Genomic DNA, 18,528 nt, shown 5'->3' with positions numbered 1-18,528 from the left:
AAGTCAATAAAGGTTGATTTTTCAGAAGAAATTGGAAAAGAGGGATAGCTATAGAATGGGTGTTTCTTTTATGTTAGACTATGGACTATGTTTTCTTTGTTAGGAAGCGGATTATTGCACTTTTTTATATGTGAAATTGATTTCATAAAAGATGAAATTAAAGAAGGAGAAACAAATGAAATTGTTACAGAAAAAAGAAATTTTACTGATTAGCCTTATGTTATTCTCGATGTTCTTTGGAGCGGGGAATCTTATATTCCCACCTTTCCTTGGGTATGAAGCAGGAGAACATGTGTGGATTTCATTAATAGGATTTATTATATCAGCAACAGGTCTTCCTATATTGGGTGTTATCGCTATTGCGAAAGCGGGAAGCTTTCAAACGTTAGCGGGGAGGGTTCATTCTTCATTCGCCATTATTTTCCCATGTATCGTGTATTTATTTATTGGACCAGGCCTTGGTATACCACGTGCAGGAAGTTTAGCTTTTGAAATGGGACCAGGTCAGTTCTTCACAGAATCGGGAAGTGTAGTTTTATTATGTTACACGGTTATTTTCTTTAGTATTGTGTACTGGTTAAGTTTATCACCGTCTAAATTAATGGGGTTGTTCGGAAAAGTTTTAACACCGTTATTATTAGGGATGATTGCCCTTATTTTTATAAAGAGTATGTTTACATCAGTAGGCAGTGTGAAAGAGGCTGCTGGAAACTATGGACAAGCTCCTATGTTCCAAGGCTTTTTAGATGGATATTTAACAATGGATGCGCTAGCCGCTTTAATTTTTGGGATTGTTATTGCAAATGCTCTTCGTGCAAAAGGTGTTGAAGATGATAAAGGTTTAGCGAAATATATGAGTATTGCTGGAATTGGTGCAGGACTTTTATTATCTATTATTTACATCATACTTGGATATGTTGGTTCAATTAGCGGTTCGTTAGGTACATTTGATAATGGGGCGAATGTGTTAGCACAAGTGATGACTACATTATTTGGACAAGGCGGAGTCGTTTTATTAGGTCTTATTTTTACGATTGCGTGTTTATGTGTTTCAATCGGACTCGTTACGTCTTGTAGTCAATTTTTCGCAAGTGCATTTCCGAAAGTAGCGTATAAAGTTTGGGCGTTTATATTGAGTTTTGTTAGTATGATTTTAGCTAATTTAGGATTAACACAAATTTTAAAAGTATCAGTACCGATTCTTGGGTTTATTTATCCAGTTGCATTAACGCTTATTATTTTAGGGTTATTCCATAAGTATATTGGAAAGTATGCATACGTATATGCAGTAACTGTTGGGATTGTAGCGGTATTTAGTGCAATCGATATTTTCAATAAAAATGTAATGATGAATCAGTGGACGTCAATATTGAAATACATTCCGTTTTATACAGAAGGTGTTGGATGGATTGTTCCAGCTATTATAGGTGTTTGTATTGGTGTCATCGTTAGTGTTGTTCTAAATAAGAATAAATGAGTAAAAAGGTGTTTTCCTATTTCGGAAGACACCTTTCTTTTTTTAGGAAAAATAGTATTGAAAATGAATAGACTAAGAGTATGATAAAGATAATTGGTAATATATAGATTTTGAATGAATGATGAGGGGGGAGCGTATGAAGGAGGATTTAAATAAGAAAATAGAAGCGCTTGAAACGGCAATTGAAACAATTCAAGAAGCGCTTTTTGAATTGAAAGCAAAACAAAAAGAAATAGAAGTAGAAAATACTCAGCGACATGTTAGTAAAGAAAAGAAAGAATATATTGAAACGGTGATGGAGGAAAAACAAAAAGAAGAAGTAGTTACAATAAAAGAGCCTGTGCAAGAAAGTGAGGTAAAACAAGTGGATATATCTGCTTTTAAACCAGAACCATTTAATATTATTAAGTTTTGCCAAACTTGGTTACCACGCATATTTGTTGGCATTATGTTACTTGGGGTAATCTGGTTATTTAAAGCAGGGGTAGATGCTGGATTATTAACACCTGCAATACGAATTGCGTTTGGTATTGTCCTATCTATCGGTTTTTATTATATAGGTGATATTCAAATTAAACGAGAGCGGCAAGCGTTGGGTTTAGTATTAGCAGGAGGAAGTATTACGGGTATAGTTTTAACGACATTTGCGGCGCATTATTTATATGGATTTATTCCAGCAAGTGTTGCGTTTGTATGTAATATTGCATGGGTCATTTTAGGTATTTATGTAGCGAAGAGGTATCAATCGGAATATCTTACTATATTCGTAGCCGTAGGAGCGTTCTTCGTGCCATTCTTATTAAATAGTACGACTCCTAATCCTTATATTTTCTTTGGATATGAGACGATACTAACACTTAGCTTATTATGGTATGCGTTGAAAAATCGTTATCAGTATTTATATATGATTTCTTATGCTGTTGCTGCTATTGTCCTTTTTGTTTTCTTTGCTATTATGTCAATGTTAGTAGAGGATTTGCATATACAGTTAACGGTTGTTTATGGTTTGATTCACTTACTATTATTTTGGCATATGTTTACGGAGAGAAGTTTTATATTAGAGCCACGCTTGGCGATATTTAGTGCGAATGCAGTTCTCTTTATATTAGCCATTTCAAAAATACCTGAATTTACAACATGGGGATTAATGATTAGTGCACTCGTGCACGCTACTATGTTTGTGTTTGAATATAGGAAGAATAGACATTCTATATTTACAAATCTTTTATTTGGTTTCGCAATGGGTGCATTTAGTTTAGCGATTTTATATGAGTATAGTTTAGTAAATGCAGCGATTGTATTATTATTGCAAGGTTTCCTCGGTATGGTGACGGCTATTAAAGTAAAACAACAGGTGAAATTGTATGTTAGTGCGACGATTTACGCGATTGGAATGATACAAACTATTTTTAGTCCGTTTGATCATTTAATTTCAGCTGGGTTTGTTGCCCATATTATTTTAATAGGTACATTTTATTACTGCATGAAACAAGCGAAAGATGTGTTAAGGAGCTTCGGAAAATATGTTTATTCTATAACGCTCTATTGGTTTATGGTTATCGTATTTATTGCAATTACTAGAGTCGGTGAAGTGCTGTCTACAGATGGAAGTATAATAAGCGTATCTGTATCGTTATTATGGATGGTATATGCATTATTTGCCGTTTGGCTTGGACGGAATAAAAATATGAATGAAATATTGTATGCCGGCTTAGTCGTGTTAGTCGTAACGATAGGGAAGCTATTCCTTCTGGACTTACCAGAAGTATCGATGATGATCAGGGCTGTGTTATTCTTAATTGTAGGAAGTATAGGTATCGTTATTTCAAGAATGTTTTTCTCGAAAGAAGAGAAGTGAGAAGAAGGCAATCCGCATGCGGATTGCCTTCTTCATTATTTCTTATCAATTATTACAGTTTCATTGTATTTCGCTGTCGTATTTTGGCGTAGACGAAGAGTTGCTTGTCCAGCAGTATTTGGATTGATTTGTACATTTACAATCTTCTCAGCAGAACCTAAGCTGTTTGTTGTGAAAGAGAATGCACTACTATATCCAAAAGCAGATGGCCAAGAACCATTTGTATTTTGAACTTTTGCTACTTGTGTACCGCCAGTAGTGAATATACCTAAAGAGTAATTAGTGTATGTTGTGTTTGGTAATAAGTTATTTACTTGGATTTTTATTTGGAACACTTCATTGTTTGGTAGAGTGCTAGGGTGTGTAACTACGTAGTCGTTTGCTGTTACAGCCCCGTTATAACCGTATGAACCTGGTTTAAAAGTATTTGTATTAAACCATTGATAACCTACATTTGGCGCACTCCAAGGTTCAGGTTGTGGCTCAGTTGATAAGCTTGGTTGTTCAAATGTTTGTAAAGTGGTAGGTAAATCAAGTTGTAAACCATTTACTTGATCTAAACTTGTAAATGTTTCTTTATTCGATAGCCAATTTACGATATTTTCTAGTAAGATAGCATCGTTTTCTTCTTTATATCCATCGTAAGTTTTCTTTGTTTGGCCAGAATCTTCACGAACGTATTTTGGCGATGCATCTTCAACTGGAGAAGAATCACCGATAAAGGCAGCTTTTCCAAGTCCTACTTTTGCGATAGCGGCATAAGGCCCCTCTGCAACGCCACCGCCGTTATAAACACCGCTATCAACAGCATTATTCCATTTTGACGGGTTTTCTGGAAGATAAACAAGCCCTTTTGCTAGTTTTGGGTTTGTAATTGCTAGGGTAGAACCTGCATGCATTGCTACAGATGAAACACCTTTTGTAATTCCGAATGATTGTTCAGGTGACACAATATTTTTAGCTGCAACATCACCGATTGCATTGTAGCGGAAGCGAATACCGAAGTTGTCAGATAGCCAATCAGAGCTTTCTACTCCTTGCATAGCTTGTGAATTTACTTCCTCACTAGACATTCCTTTTGCAGGGTTATCCCATGCACCGCGTCTATATCCATTAAATACTTCAGAAGAGTCCCAGCGATTTTTATTACGATCTGCATTATAATGGTCAGCGATAAAGAAAATACTTCCGCCATTTTTCACATATTGTAACATTGCATCTTGTTCAGATTTCTTGTAAGGAATATTAGCTTCTGGAACGATAAATACATTGTAGTCTTTTAAATCTTCGTACGTAATCGGTGTTGATTTACGAAGTTCTTTTACATGATATCCGTTTTGGGCAATACCGTTTCCGAAGTCAGAAAAGCCACCATCAATAACCCAGTCAGCGGTCCCGGCCGTTTGACCGTGTGTATTATCGAATAATACTTTCTTCCCGCTATTTTGATTTACAACTTTTGCAGCAATTTCAGGAGCTGGGTCTACTGAGCTTTCGGCATAAGTAGACGGAAGGAATGAAGCTCCTATACTTAGTGTAATTGCTGTTGCTAAAGAAAATGTGATCCATTTTTTATTCTTCATAGAAGAATCCCCCTAATAAAAATATTTGCTTTAATAATGTAATCTATTTTTTTCAGGAAAGAAAGATAGAAAATATTAAATAGTGTAAAGATAGCGTTAATTTGATTGAGAAATATTTGTGTGAATAATGAAAAAATCCCTTCCTAATAAATAGGAAGAGATTTTGGGCTTAACTAATTTTTGAATTAGGTGTTTCATCAATTTTATGGAACCCTTTCATGTAATACACGATAGCTAAACCAATAAGCCAAATAGGACCAACAATCAATGCAATTCTTGTATCTTCTGAATACGCCATTATACCTAATACTAGTGCAAGGAAAGCGAGTGAGAAATATGAACTTAATGGATGTAAAGGCATTTTATATGTTAGCTTGTCCTTTTTATCAGTTTGCAAACCTTTACGGAATTTAATTTGAGCGATTAAAATGATGCCCCAAGTCCAAATTGCCCCGAAAGTTGAAATACTAGTCAGCCATGTAAACACTTTTGCGGGCACAAGATAGTTTAATATAACACCAACGAGTAAAACGATAGCTGTTGCTACAATTCCTTGACTCGGAATACCGTTTTTATTTAAACGACCAAATCTTTCAGGTGCTTTCTTTTGCTGAGCTAATGTAAATAGCATACGGCCTGTACTAAATAAACCACCATTACAAGAAGAAAGAGCTGCTGTTAATACGACAAAGTTAATAATCCCTGCTGCTTTTGCGATACCGATTTGCTGGAATGTTAATACGAATGGACTTCCTTTTTCACCAAGTTCATTCCATGGATAAATTGCCATCATAACGAATAGAGCCCCAACGTAGAACAGTAATATTCTCCAAAATACGTTATCGATTGCTTTTGCGAGTGTTTTTTTCGGATTTTGAGCTTCACCCGCTGTAACACCGATTAATTCAACGCCTAAATAAGCGAATAACACCATTTGCATGGAGAGTAGTAACCCAGAAAAACCATTTGGGAACCAGCCACCATGTGACCAAAGGTTTGAAATACCAGTAGCGATACCACCGTTTCCAAATCCGAATAAAATAATACCAGCTCCAATAATTATCATACAGATAATTGTGACAATTTTAATGAGAGCAAACCAAAATTCAAGTTCTCCAAATACCTTTACGGATAAGAAGTTGAAAGCACTCATTAATAATAGAGCGAGTAAAGCCCAAGTCCAGCGCGGGATATCTGGGAACCAGTATTGCATGTAAATGCCAGCTGCTGTAATTTCAGCCATGCAAGTAACAACCCATAAAAACCAGTAGTTCCAGCCAGTAATATAGCCAGCTAGTGGTCCAAGATAATCAGAGGCATATTTACTAAAAGAACCGGCAACAGGTTGTTCAATTGCCATTTCTCCGAGTGCTCGCATAATGAAAAAAATAACGAGTCCGGCGATCATATAACCTAGTAGAATAGAAGGGCCAGCTAGCTTAATAGCAGAAGCGGATCCTAAAAATAGTCCAACGCCAATAGCGGAGCCGAGCGACATTAAAGTAATATGTCGTTCTTTTAAACCGCGGTTTAAAGTTTCAGATTTGTTTGTGTGCTGCATAAGAAGAATCCCCCTTGTAGAGTGAACGATATTTGAATGCGTTTGCTAAATATTTAACTATTTCAAATTATAAAACATTTCTATCTGTTATGCTACAAAAATAATCATGATGAACTGTACTACATCTAAACTTGTCAGACTTAAACTTAAAATTCGAACTATTAGCGAATATATTGACTCTTCTTTTTATTGATTGTTAAGATTAAGTATTATATTTTCTCACATACTAGTAAGAAAAGAATATGTGATAATAATTCAGATGTAGGAAGGGTACATAACCATGTTTCAATTACAAAAATATAACACTTCTGTGAAGCAAGAGCTTTTAGCTGGCATCACAACTTTTTTTACATTTGCGTATATTCTTGTCATCAATCCGAAAATATTATCTGATGCTGGTGTACCATTTGATCAAGCTTTTACAGCAACTATTATTGCGACGGTTGTAGGAACGCTATGTATGTCGTTTTTAGCTAACTATCCAATTGTTATTGCTCCAGCTATGGGAATGAATGCGTATTTTGCTTATTCTGTTGTTCAACAGGCAGAGGGGATTACATATGTCATTGCGTTTTCAGCAGTATTTGTAACAGGTATCATTTTTCTTTTATTATCTTTCACTTCATTTAGGCAAAAGCTAATTGTCGCAATTCCTGATAGTTTAAAACATGCAATTGCAGGTGGAATTGGACTATTTATTGCTTTTATTGGATTACGCCTTTCTGGAATTATCGTTGATCATCCATCTAATTTAGTTACGATTGGTGATTTTCATTCTCCAGCCGTTATTTTAACTTTAATTGGTTTAATATTAGCGGCGGTATTAATGGCATTACGTGTGAGCGGTGCATTATTTATTAGTATGATTGTGACAGGAGTTATCGCCTTCTTTACAGGGCAACTGAAGTTTACGGATAAAATTGTTGCGATGCCTCATTTACCAGAGGGAATTATCGTTTCAAACCCAATCAATGCCTTTTCAGATGTAATTGAATACGGATTATATGGTGTTGTATTTTCATTTTTACTTGTACTGTTATTTGATACAACAGGTGCATTACTTGGTTTAATTAAACAAGCGGGTTTAATTACAGATAATACAGAGAAACGTTTTGGTAAAGCGTTTATTGCAGATGCAATTGGTGGGACTACAGGTTCTATCTTTGGAACAAGCCCAACAGCAGCGACGATTGAATCATCAGCTGGTATTGCTGCAGGTGGTAAAACAGGATTAACGGGTATTGTAGTTGTCGGTCTAACGATTATAACGGCGTTCTTCAGCCCTGTGATTGCTTCTTTATCAAGTGTAGCCGCTATTACAGCTCCTTCATTAATTATTGTAGGTAGTCTAATGGCGCAAAGTCTTCGTGATATTAATTGGAATGAATTTGAAGATGCATTACCAGCATTTTTAATTTTTATTGGTATTCCGTTAACGTCTAGCATTGCGAATGGAATTGCAATTGGATTTTTAGTGTATCCAGTCTTAAAAATTGTGAAAGGGAAAGGGATGGAAGTACATCCGTTACTATACTTATTTACAATTTTATTTGGATGTCATTTATTCTTATAATATATATATAGAAGAGGGAGCTTCTTATGGGAGGCTCTTTTTTTGTGTATAATAAAGTAAAAATCAGACGATTTTAGTAAAATATAAATTACCTAATGGAATATATATTTTACAATGAAGGCAGAGGAGGAACATGAATGGCTGTAAGTAAAATAAAAGTCGCGCGTGTTCAGTTAGATTTAACACAGCAACAATTAGCAGAAAAAGTAGGCGTTACAAGGCAAACGATTAGTTTAATTGAGAAGGGGAAATACAACCCGTCTTTAGATTTATGTTTGAAAATTTGTTATGCGGTAGACAAAACATTGAATGATTTATTTTGGGAGGAAGAGGAGTGAGGATTGTGAAAGATGAACGTTTAATGATTGAGGGGCTAAAACATATTAGACTCGTTTTCATCTTACAAAATATCGTCATACTAGGTATTGTTTTTTATCGCTACGTTTTGCAAGATGCAGGATATGAAAGTGTTTCAGATTTATTAATGGTATTTATGGTCGGGATAATAGTTATTAACTTTTTAAATTTAAAAAATTCGGTGGAAGTGTATGAGCATACAGAGGGAGTATCTCGTAGTTATTTTAGGAAGCTATTATTCATTTCGGTAGGTATTGTTATTGGGATTTTAGCTATTTGTATCGTTGTAACACCGGATATTTCGATGAAAGAAATTAGTATAACAGGGCTTATTATGTTTGCTTGTTTTTTAGTTCCTAGTTTGTTTATATACATATATATGAAAAAGATAAAAAGTGAAGATTGAAATATAAGAAAAGCTTTCCCCTATTGAGGAAAGCTTTTCTTATATTCTTTTATACAGTACTTTATGAAGGCCAATCGGTTCAATTTCAAAGATTTCACCATGTTCCTGAAAGCCTAAGCGCTTGTAATAGTCAGCTACAGTAATTCGGCCATTACACCATAAAATATTTGCTTTACGTTCTTGCAAGACTTGCTCCGCCTTCTGAATTAAGGAACTTCCAGCACGTTTGTTTCGAAATTCAGGTAATGTGGCCATTCCTCGTAGACGATAATGAACACCTGCTAGTAAGTCAGGGTATATCTCTTTTGAGAAGGAAGCGATACTAATTAGTTCATCGTTTATAAATGCGCCTAAGTGAAAGGTGTCTGTTTCATAGTCGGAAGAGTATTTACAATCTGCTAATGTTTGATTCGGGCGTAAAATTTTTTGACGTAATACGTAAGTTTCAGATCCCTCAATATTTTTCACGGTAATCATATTAACATCCTTTCTTATAAGGCGTTTTCTGTTAGTTGTATAAAGAAATAGGCAGGTGCGGCGAAAAGTCCGAGTATGCTAGCAGTTCCGAGAAGGAGTGAAAGTAAGAGGCAAGAGTATTTTATTCCATTCGATTTTTTCCATCCGTAACTACAAATTTCAATGCTAACACCGATGAGAATAATGGCAACGAGTATTTCCGCCAATAATAAAAGAGCTAAAGTTACAATAGACATAATGTGATCCATCCTCATAATATGTGATAGTAACATTTTACCATATGGAATGGAAAAAAATGCCCCTCAATTATGTGAGGGGCATTTTTTATTCTAATATGTTTTTCAACGTATCAATATGTTCTTTTGAACCTGTGACAAGCAATGTATCACCATGTTGTAGTCTCGTATCACCATGCGGGATTAATGCTTTATTACCGCGGTAAATTTGAATGACGAGTACATCCCCTAAAAACGGAAGGCGACGTAGTGCAACACCGTTATATGTATTGCTACGTAGTTCAACTTCACGAACTGTTTCATTTGCTGTTGTAATTAAGCGAACGAGACTCGGTTTATCAATTAGTGCACGTAACAGAATACGTGTAGAGTTAATTGTTGAGAATACGGCGATATGTTCTTGCGTTGCTTTTTCTTGTAGAAGTGGATCTTCTACACTTGCAATAACATGTTCAACACCTAGATCTTTTGCGTGTTCCGCCAATAATAAGTTTTGTTCATCATCACTTGTTGCAACAACAACGCGGTCTGCGTTAAATGCTGTTTGTTCAGTTAATGAAGCGATTGTGATGTCATCTAATTTTACGATAGGGAAGTCATGTGATTTTGCTTCCTCATCATTTATTTTATTTTGACGCATCATATAAAGGGTTACGTCATAATCTTCGCGTTTTAAATCAAGTGATAACGGAAGGGTAATTCTGCTCGCACCAATAATAGAAACTTTTGGTTTTGGTGTTTCTACTTTTGGGAACATCTTTTTAAATAATATAGGTGCAAAAATACAAGTAATAACTGCGCTTAAAATAAGGGAAGCAGATAAACTAGGACTGATGATTCCTAGTTTTTCACCAATTTGTGCAGCTGCAATAACTAAAGAAAGTGTCGATGTTAATAAGATGGCACTTCCTAGTACGATATTACGTGGATACCATTTTCGTAAGACGAGTGATGGTAACAGCTTTGAAATAAAGAGTCCCACAATTAAAATTGGGATCATTAGCATGCTAGAAGGTTCTTTAAAAATAGACCAAACTTCTAGATTCACACCAACCATTACGAAGAAAATAGGGATGAAGAAACCGTAGCCGATGGAATCCAGTTTTTCAACCATATCTTCATTTGGTGATAATAACGATACAAGTACACCCGCTAAGAAGGCACCTAAAATATTTTCAGCTCCAACAGATTCAGATAACCCAACTAATATTAAGATGAGTGCAAAAACAGCTCGTGTATCAATTTGTACACTACCAGCTTTTAAGCTATCTAAGTATGGAATGTTTTTAAAGCGTTTTGCAACGAAGTAAATAACAATACCAGCGCCGAATAGAAGAAGAAGGAGCCACATGCTTTGGCCGCTTTCGGAATTTAATCCGACGAATACAGCGAGTAAAATCATTGTAACTAAATCTGCAATAACAGCGACTAATAAAATGATTTGTCCGATTGCCGTTTTTCCTAAGTTATTCTCTTTTAATGTTGGTACGACAACACCTAAAGAAATAGTTGAAATAATTAAAGTCATAAACATTGCATTATCCACGAATCCTAGCCATACGAACAGTAATGATAGGGCATAAGATAAGATGAAAATAAATAAGAAGATAATGCTTGCTGCTTGGAATGTGTTTGGTTCGTTTGTCGTATTCTTCTTCCCTTTTTGTTTAAAGATAGAAAAATCAATTTCTAAACCGCTTAAGAACATTAAGAAGATAAATCCTAGTGTCGATAAGACTTGAAGCCACATATCTGGCTCAATAATATTAAACCCACTTTTACCTACAAAGATTCCTGCGATGATTTCTGCAACAACGACAGGAAGTGCTTTTAATTTAAAGCGTTGTAACAAAAGGGGAACGAAAAACGCGATTGCAACGACAACCATAAGTGATAGAACAGAAGTATGATGTTCCATTGCGTTCTCTCCCTTCAAATAAATATAGTACCTATTTAGCCATATAATAGGTAGAAAAGCAACGCATATGGATTCGATTTCATAAAGAAAGAGTTTTCTTAAGATTTGTCATAATAAGTATATTTTTCATGATTATGTTGTTAATTTCGTAATGTGGATGTAATAGGGGAGGGGATAAGTGAAACTTTAATCAGTGGGGTCTTACTGCTCGTTAATGCGGGATAAAAAAAGACCGCTGAGGAATCTCAGCAGTCTTTTTCATGTACATTACATTGAGAAGAAGATCCATACAGTTAAACCAACTGTTGCAGTTGCAACGAAGAAACTGTATATCATTGTAAGGATTTGAACTCTTCCTTCTCCTTCTTTTAAGTGCATGAACATAATTAATTGTAACAACGCTTGCGCAACAGCCATTGCGATAATGGACGTTAATATCGTTGAAAGTGGCAAGTTTGTATAAAGTGCCACGTATAAAGCTAGGAACGTTAGTGCAAGCGATAAAATAAATCCGAAAACGTGTGACCATGGGAATCCGCTATGCGCATGCCCATTTGCTTGATTGTTATTTTGACCCATTTACGCCACCATCCCGTTCAAGTAAACTAGTGTGTAAATAAAGACCCAAACAAGATCGAGGAAATGCCAGTATAAGCTGATAATAAATACTTTACGAGCTGTAACTGGTGTTAAACCTCGTTTTAAAATTTGGATAATAACACAAATTGCCCAAATGATACCACCTGTTACGTGGGCACCATGTGTTCCAAGAAGAACGAAAAATGCAGATAGGAAAGCACTTGTTTGAAGCGTTGCACCTTCACCAATGTACATAATGAATTCTTCAATTTCAAAGAATAGGAAACCTGCACCTAAAAGTAATGTAAGGATGAACCATCCAAGCATTGCTTTTTGGTTGTTCTTACGCATTTCGTGAATTACGATACCACATGTGAAACTACTTGTTAAAAGTAGTAATGTTTGAATTAAAAGCGTTTTAAGTTCAAACAGTTGCGCTGGAGTTGGGCCATCTGCCGTACGACCAGCAAGTACTAGATAAGAGGCGAAAAGTGTTGCGAACAGCATAATTTCAGCCCCAAGAAAAATCCAAAATCCTAGGATATTCAATCTGCTTTGCTCGGATTGATATTCCAAAGGTAAGCTTTTATCTAAAGCCGCCATATCATTTCACCTCTCATGCTATATGTTCTGTTTCTTTAATTTCATCAACGCTTACGTAGTAGCCATCATCATAATCGAATGAACGATAGATTAAGCAAGCTAAAATACCAACGCCGCCGATTGCTGCAAGCCAGAACCAGCTAAATACTAATGCGAAACCTGCAAGACCGAAGAATAAAGACGCAATAATAGGCACACCAGAGTTACTTGGCATGTGAATTGGTTTGATATCTTCTGCTGCTGGTGTAACTGTTTCTCCGCGTTTTTTCATGTACCAGAAAGCATCAGCTTCTTTGATTTCAGGAAGTTTCGCGAAGTTGTAATGTTGTACAGGAGATTGAGTTGCCCATTCAAGTGTACGGCCATCCCATGGATCTCCAGTTGTGTCACGTTCACCGTGACGAGCACTCCAAATTACGTTGTAGCAAAGAATTAGGAAGCCGATACCCATCATTACCGCACCAACAGATGCGATTTGGTTTAGCCATCCCCATCCAAGACTTTCAGAGTAAGTGTACATACGACGAGTCATACCGTCTAAACCTAAGAAGTACATTGGGAAGAAACAGATGTTGAATCCGCTCATAAAGATCCAGAATGTCCATTTACCTAGGCGTTCGTTTAGCATATGACCAGTCATTTTTGGATACCAGAATGTGAATCCAGCAAGCATAGCGAATACTGTACCTGCAATTAATACGTAGTGGAAGTGAGCAATTAGGAAGTAGCTGTTATGGTACTGATAATCAGCTGCTGCCATACCAAGCATAACCCCTGTAACCCCACCGACTACGAAGTTTGGAATAAATGCCAATGACCAAAGCATTGGAACTGTAAAACGAATACGTCCTTTATACAGTGTAAACAACCAGTTAAAGATCTTAACCCCGGTTGGAATCGAAATCGCCATTGTCGAAATCGAGAAGAATGAGTTAACCGCTGGACCTGCACCCATCGTGAAGAAGTGATGAAGCCATACGACGAAACTTAGTAAAGAAATTGCAACCATTGAGTATACCATCGCACTGTAACCGAATAGACGTTTACGTGAGAATGTACTAATGATTTCAGAGAAAATACCGAATGCCGGTAAAATAACGATATATACTTCAGGGTGACCCCATACCCAGAATAGGTTGGCCCATAACATTGGCATACCGCCGCTCGCCATCGTAAAGAAGTGAGCATCGAATAGACGGTCAAATGTCATTAATGCAAGAGCAACTGTTAATACTGGGAAAGCGAAAATAATGATAACTGTTGTAATTAAGATTGACCAAGTAAACATTGGCATTCTCATTAAAGTCATACCAGGTGTACGCATTTTTAAGATAGTAACAAGGAAGTTAATACCGGTCATTAGCGTACCGAGACCTGAAATCTGTAATGCAATTGCGTAGTAGTTATTTCCTACACCAGAAGTAAACTCTGTACCTGCCATTGGGAAGTAAGAAGTCCACCCAGCGTCTGGAGAACCACCGATTACGAAAGCGATGTTGAATAACATTGCTCCGACAAAGAATAACCAGAAACTTAAAGCATTTAAGAACGGATATGCAACGTCACGAGCACCAATTTGTAATGGTACTACAAGGTTCATTAATCCCATAACGAATGGCATCGCCATGAAAAGAATCATAACTGTACCGTGTGTTGTGAAGATTCCGTTATAGTGTTCAGCATTTAAATAAGTTGTTTCTGGGAATGTTAACTGTGCACGGATCATTAAACCGTCCATACCACCACGGAATAACATGATAACCGCAGAGATAATATACATGGCCCCAATTTTTTTATGGTCAACAGTTGTTAACCATTCGTCCCAAAGCCATTTCCATTTTTTATACTTTGTTAGTACGAAAATGATTGCTAATGTCACAAGAACGATAGAAGCGTCTGCACCGTAAATAATCGGGTCACCTGTGACAAAGAATTCATCAAGCTTCACTGTGTTCACTCCAATCTGTTGGAATAATAGCTATTATTTTTTGTTTTTGTAGTAGTTGTAATCACAATATTCAAGTGATTTTGGATCTACATAACTTAAGTGGTGACTAGAGAATGTCATACGACCAACTACACCAGGTTTAACAATTTCGTTGTACTTATCTTCTGTTAGTTTAGGAGCAGTTTGTTGTACTTCTTTAACCCACTTGTCATATTTCTCTTTAGTTTTTGCTTCAACTTCGAACTCCATATGTGTGAATCCTTCACCAGAGAAGTTCGCACTACGGCCTAGGTAAGAACCAGGCTTATCAGCTTGTAAATAAAGATCCATAATCATGCCATCCATAGTGTACTTCATACCACCAAGTTCTGGTACCCAGAAAGCATTCATTGGACCGACAGAAGTCAGTTTGAATTGAATTGGTACACCAGCTGGGATGTTTAAATAGTTAACGGTTTCAATTTTTTCCTCTGGGTAACTGAATAACCATTTCCAGTTTGCAGATGTAACATAAATCTCAACTGGTTTAATATGTTTGGACTCTGCTGGAACCTCTTCCGAAGCATACGTTGCTTTTACTGTTGGAATCGATAATGCGATAACGATAATAACAGGAACAAGCGTCCAAATAATTTCTAATAATGTGTTACCGTGTTGTTCAGGTGGCTCGTAGTCCATATTCTCTGGTTTTTCACGATAACGAATCAAGATGACTGTAAACAAGATGAATACAATTGCGATAATTAATGACATAAGCAAGAATGACCAAACAATTAAATCATACTGTGCTTTTGCAACAGGTCCTTGCGGATTTAATACTGCGAGTTTCTTATCACAGCCGCCGAGGAACAGAAGTAATGATAACGGAAGAAGCGAAGCCAGCTTCCAAAACGTTTTCTTTAGTTGCACGATTGAAAATCTCCTTTCTCCTTGGATTGAAACTATGCCAATAAAACAATATAAACCTATTAATTTATAGATGGCAATAGTTTTTGTGATATTGTTAAAAAATAGACACAAATGCACACTTTTTAAGGTGAATATCATTTGTAACTTGATAACATTGTAAACTATTTTCCAGTGAAAAACGTGATTGTGGAAATTTTAAGATAAATAAAGTTATACCAAGATATCCAAGAAATAGAAAAAAGCTATCTTATGATAAAAAAGATAGCTGAATATTTTTTATATTTTTTATATTTAGTTTACTTCTTTTTTTAGATTTATTTGTTGTTCAAATGTGACAACTTTTTTATATTTTAATTGGTATAAAATGTAACAAAAAATCATAAATGGAATACCACAATAAAGAGCAATTCTCTGATCTGGAATGAAAGCTAAACTAACAAATGTAATGAAATTGAGTGAGAATGCTACGATTGGATAAAGCGGTGTGCGATATTTTAAATCATTAATGTCTCCGCCGTTATGGACGATTTGACCAGATCCCATAAATAGGCCAGTTCCGATAACACCACCAAGTGCAATCATAAATAGGTGTCTACTTTTCATTGTTCGTTTTAAATCTGTTTGTTCTACTTGTTGATTCATATGCCCCTCACCTCGTTATTTTCTTGTATGTATGAATTGATTTTCATTCCGAGTTTTTAATCATTAGTGGGGGATGTGACACATACTCGGCTTATTTATTATGAAATGAATGGAGTATGTAAAAATGCGAACTATGACTAAATACTCTAAGAATGTTTTTATTAACAAGGTGATATCTTCACTATGTTAATTATTTTGATTTCAGCAAAAAATATTCAGAAAAGTATATTGTTTTTTTCTTTTTATTAAAAATAATTAGAATTTTATAACGATGGAAGTGTGAACAATAATTCATAGAATCTTTCTAGCAAACTAGTAAGAAGAAAGGTACAATGATAAGAGGTATGTCTGTAAAATAATAATTAATGGAGTTTTGTTTAAAATGAAAAAGTTAAAATATCTTTTTGTTTTTGGAATTATATTTGCTGCCGCGTTTTTTATAGGGAAAGATAAAATTATACAAAAGGCGCAAGTTTTCCGTTTAGAGTTTTTATCTGAAATGAAAGAAGCGACTATGATTGAAAATGTTCCGTTTATAAAGCAGTTACCAGAATTACCTCGTGGATGTGAAGTTACAAGTTTGGCTATGTTGCTACAATACAAAGGTATACAAGTAGATAAGATGCAACTTGCTAGCGAAATTCATCGTGTTCCATTTGAACAAAATGGTTTACGTGGAAATCCTTATGAGGGGTTCGTTGGAAATATTTATACGAAGGCAGAGCCAGGATATGGTGTATATAATCAACCCATTTTTAATTTAGCAGAAAAATATGCTCCTGAAAAAGTAGTTAATTTAACAGGTAGAGATGTGCAAGATGTGTATAAAGTAGTTAGTTCCGGTTCGCCAGTATGGGTCATTATTAATACAACGTTTAAGCCACTAGCCGAGAGTAGTTTTGAAACATGGAATACAAGCTCTGGCGAAGTGAAAATTACATATTATGAACATAGTGTAGTAATAGTTGGGTATGATCAAAACTTTGTATATGTAAATGATCCACTTAAAAATAATCCGCGTTTTGCTGTTCCGCGAGCAGAGTTTGAGAAAGCTTGGGAGCAAATGGGGAAACAAGCGATTACTATTTTATAATACTGGAAAAGTCATCTTCTTGATGGCTTTTTATTTTTAAGTTATTATAACGGAAAATTCAGAATATTCTTTTAAAAGTTAACAATTCACGTTATAATAACATTTAACTTGGTGAAGAAGGGGCGAAGAGAAATGGATGTTGCAAAGGAACTGGTTTTATCGAAAAATCAATTAATTGAGTGGAGAAGGCATTTTCATAAGTATCCAGAGTTATCTTTTCAAGAAGAAAAAACATCACAGTTTGTATTCGATATACTTCAAAAAATCCCACATTTAGAAGTGTCAAGACCTACTAAATATAGTGTAATGGCAAGGCTAATTGGTAAGCAACCTGGTAAAATCATCGCAGTTCGTGCTGACATGGACGCGCTTCCTATTCATGAAGAAAATGAGTTTGATTTTATTTCTACATATCCAGGTGTGATGCATGCATGTGGCCATGATGGACATATAGCGATATTACTTGGGGTCGTACATAAGTTAGTAGAAGAAAGAGAGAAGATTAAAGGAGAGATTCGTTTTCTCTTCCAACATGCAGAAGAAAACTTTCCTGGTGGTGCAGAGGAAATGGTTGCAGCGGGTGTAATGGAATGTGTGGATTATATTATTGGTGCTCACCTTTGGGCATCGTTAGAGGTTGGTAAAATAGGTGTAATTTATGGTCCTGCAATGGCTGCCCCAGATGTTTTTAAAATTACGATAGAAGGAAAAGGTGGACATGCTGGAATTCCTCATGAAACGGTTGATAGTATTGCAATCGGTACACAAGTCGTTTCGCAACTTCAGCACATTGTATCTCGCCTCACGAATCCGTTAGATTCTCTTGTAGTATCTGTTACACAATTTCATGCTGGGACAACCCATAATGTGATTCCAGAACAAGCAGAGATTGAAGGGACAGTGCGGAGTTTAAGACATGAGTTGCGAGAAGAAACAGAGAAAAGGATTGAACGGATTGTGAAGCATGTGACGAAATCTTACGGGGCGAAATATACATTTTCTTATGAATATGGATATCGACCAGTAGTAAATGATTATGAGGTTACAGAGATTATTGAGCAAACAGCATTACAGCTTTATGGAAGAGAGCAAGTTACTCGTTTACAGCCGACGATGGCTGGAGAAGATTTTTCAGCGTTTTTACAAAAGGCGCCAGGTACATTCTTTTTTATCGGAGCGGGAAATAACGAGAAAGGAATTATATATCCTCACCATCATCCTCGTTTTACGATTGATGAAGATGCATTACCGATTGGCGTGGAAGTCTTTGTATCATCCATTATGAATTTTATAAGTAAAGGAGAATGA

General features: G+C 35.9%; 16 protein-coding genes and 1 pseudogene. 7 read left to right on the top strand and 10 right to left on the bottom strand.

Going from position 1 to position 18,528, the window contains the following annotated elements:
* Nucleotides 1–175: 175 nt before the first annotated feature.
* Together brnQ1 and QCI46_RS23960 are read left to right on the top strand one after the other, a co-directional pair.
* Entirely contained in the window at nucleotides 176–1,477 is a 1,302-nt protein-coding gene (gene brnQ1, locus QCI46_RS23965; protein WP_353841592.1) for a branched-chain amino acid transport system II carrier protein BrnQ1, read from the top strand.
* Nucleotides 1,478–1,613: 136 nt separating this feature from the next.
* Nucleotides 1,614–3,335 carry a DUF2339 domain-containing protein gene (locus QCI46_RS23960; RefSeq protein ID WP_353841591.1) on the top strand — a complete coding sequence of 574 codons (1,722 nt, stop codon included), beginning with the start codon at nucleotides 1,614–1,616 and terminating at the stop codon, nucleotides 3,333–3,335.
* 35 nt (nucleotides 3,336–3,370) lie between these two features.
* Here QCI46_RS23960 and QCI46_RS23955 read toward each other — a convergent pair whose 3' ends face one another.
* On the bottom strand, nucleotides 3,371–4,918 hold the full coding sequence (locus QCI46_RS23955; protein ID WP_353841590.1) for a DNA-binding protein: 1,548 nt from the start codon (nucleotides 4,916–4,918) through the stop codon (nucleotides 3,371–3,373).
* Between the two features lie 169 nt (nucleotides 4,919–5,087).
* Entirely contained in the window at nucleotides 5,088–6,479 is a 1,392-nt protein-coding gene (locus QCI46_RS23950) for an amino acid permease (protein WP_098090609.1), read from the bottom strand.
* A gap of 280 nt (nucleotides 6,480–6,759) precedes the next feature.
* On the opposite strand from QCI46_RS23950, the gene QCI46_RS23945 reads away from it, so the two are divergent.
* From QCI46_RS23945 to QCI46_RS23935, 3 genes are all read left to right on the top strand, one after another.
* Nucleotides 6,760–8,052 (top strand): NCS2 family permease, encoded by a 1,293-nt coding sequence (locus QCI46_RS23945; protein ID WP_353841589.1) that lies wholly within the window; start codon nucleotides 6,760–6,762, stop codon nucleotides 8,050–8,052.
* Between the two features lie 137 nt (nucleotides 8,053–8,189).
* Nucleotides 8,190–8,390, top strand: a complete 201-nt coding sequence (locus tag QCI46_RS23940) for a helix-turn-helix transcriptional regulator (RefSeq protein WP_000301181.1) — start codon at nucleotides 8,190–8,192, stop codon at nucleotides 8,388–8,390.
* The gene (locus tag QCI46_RS23935; RefSeq protein ID WP_353841588.1) at nucleotides 8,387–8,815 is read left to right on the top strand and encodes a hypothetical protein; all 429 of its coding nucleotides are present in this window, start codon (nucleotides 8,387–8,389) and stop codon (nucleotides 8,813–8,815) included. The genes QCI46_RS23940 and QCI46_RS23935 overlap by 4 nt, the downstream gene beginning before the upstream one ends.
* 39 nt (nucleotides 8,816–8,854) lie before the next feature.
* Here QCI46_RS23935 and QCI46_RS23930 read toward each other — a convergent pair whose 3' ends face one another.
* From QCI46_RS23930 to QCI46_RS23895, 8 genes and pseudogenes are all read right to left on the bottom strand, one after another.
* Nucleotides 8,855–9,292, bottom strand: coding sequence for a GNAT family N-acetyltransferase (locus tag QCI46_RS23930; protein WP_000633772.1), 438 nt, complete (start codon nucleotides 9,290–9,292; stop codon nucleotides 8,855–8,857).
* Between the two features lie 14 nt (nucleotides 9,293–9,306).
* Complete coding sequence (locus QCI46_RS23925) at nucleotides 9,307–9,564, bottom strand: DUF4022 family protein (RefSeq protein WP_000926994.1); 258 nt, start codon at nucleotides 9,562–9,564, stop codon at nucleotides 9,307–9,309.
* Between the two features lie 52 nt (nucleotides 9,565–9,616).
* Nucleotides 9,617–11,446 carry a monovalent cation:proton antiporter family protein gene (locus QCI46_RS23920; RefSeq protein WP_353841587.1) on the bottom strand — a complete coding sequence of 610 codons (1,830 nt, stop codon included), beginning with the start codon at nucleotides 11,444–11,446 and terminating at the stop codon, nucleotides 9,617–9,619.
* A gap of 267 nt (nucleotides 11,447–11,713) precedes the next feature.
* Nucleotides 11,714–12,025: a cytochrome aa3 quinol oxidase subunit IV gene (qoxD, locus tag QCI46_RS23915; RefSeq protein ID WP_048562934.1), complete on the bottom strand. Its 312-nt coding sequence runs from the start codon at nucleotides 12,023–12,025 to the stop codon at nucleotides 11,714–11,716.
* The gene (qoxC, locus tag QCI46_RS23910; protein WP_048562935.1) at nucleotides 12,026–12,628 is read right to left on the bottom strand and encodes a cytochrome aa3 quinol oxidase subunit III; all 603 of its coding nucleotides are present in this window, start codon (nucleotides 12,626–12,628) and stop codon (nucleotides 12,026–12,028) included.
* 13 nt (nucleotides 12,629–12,641) lie between these two features.
* A complete protein-coding gene (qoxB, locus tag QCI46_RS23905; protein WP_000762383.1) occupies nucleotides 12,642–14,576 on the bottom strand; it encodes a cytochrome aa3 quinol oxidase subunit I in 1,935 nt (644 codons plus the stop codon).
* Nucleotides 14,577–14,609: 33 nt separating this feature from the next.
* Nucleotides 14,610–15,485 carry a cytochrome aa3 quinol oxidase subunit II gene (locus tag QCI46_RS23900; protein ID WP_046957295.1) on the bottom strand — a complete coding sequence of 292 codons (876 nt, stop codon included), beginning with the start codon at nucleotides 15,483–15,485 and terminating at the stop codon, nucleotides 14,610–14,612.
* Between the two features lie 291 nt (nucleotides 15,486–15,776).
* Nucleotides 15,777–16,010, bottom strand: a pseudogene (locus QCI46_RS23895) (amino acid permease); the annotation flags it as partial.
* 499 nt (nucleotides 16,011–16,509) lie between these two features.
* On the opposite strand from QCI46_RS23895, the gene QCI46_RS23890 reads away from it, so the two are divergent.
* Complete coding sequence (locus QCI46_RS23890; RefSeq protein WP_353841586.1) at nucleotides 16,510–17,220, top strand: C39 family peptidase; 711 nt, start codon at nucleotides 16,510–16,512, stop codon at nucleotides 17,218–17,220.
* Between the two features lie 132 nt (nucleotides 17,221–17,352).
* The gene (locus tag QCI46_RS23885; protein WP_353841585.1) at nucleotides 17,353–18,528 is read left to right on the top strand and encodes an amidohydrolase; all 1,176 of its coding nucleotides are present in this window, start codon (nucleotides 17,353–17,355) and stop codon (nucleotides 18,526–18,528) included.

Origin of the sequence: Bacillus cereus group sp. RP32 (genome assembly GCF_040459735.1) — a bacterium.
Lineage (GTDB): Bacteria > Bacillota > Bacilli > Bacillales > Bacillaceae_G > Bacillus_A > Bacillus_A wiedmannii.
The sequence above is the reverse complement of the archived record's forward strand: the minus strand, read 5'-3'. Positions and strand labels throughout refer to the sequence as shown.